The organism is Streptomyces noursei, from assembly GCF_001646665.1.
Classification (GTDB): domain Bacteria; phylum Actinomycetota; class Actinomycetes; order Streptomycetales; family Streptomycetaceae; genus Streptomyces; species Streptomyces lavendulocolor.
Genome location: NZ_LWBU01000144.1, coordinates 1 through 291 on the forward strand (window position 1 = coordinate 1; position 291 = coordinate 291).

Here is a 291-nt window from a genome sequence, read left to right on the forward strand (position 1 = left end):
GGCTCGGTACGTCCGAGGCGGTGCGGGCGGCGGTGACGCTGCGGCGCACGGTGCGGGAGTTCACCGACGAGCCCGTGGACCCGGGCGCGGTGCGGCGGGCCGTGGCGGCCGCCCTGACGGCGCCCGCGCCGCACCACACGACGCCGTGGCGGGTCGTGCTGCTGGAGTCGGAGGAGTCGCGGGGGCGGCTGCTGGGCGCGATGGGGGGCGCGGGGGTCGCGGGCCCTCGGGCCGGCGGGCCCGGCGGGGGCGCCGGCGCCCGGCGGGGGGGCCGCGGGGGCGGGCGGCGGC

At 85.2% G+C, this 291-nt stretch carries 1 protein-coding gene; it reads left to right on the forward strand.

What is annotated here, in order from left to right; translation table 11 throughout:
* Nucleotides 1–291: nitroreductase family protein (locus tag A4V12_RS12075; protein ID WP_234372154.1), on the forward strand; the 291-nt coding region annotated here is incomplete at both ends.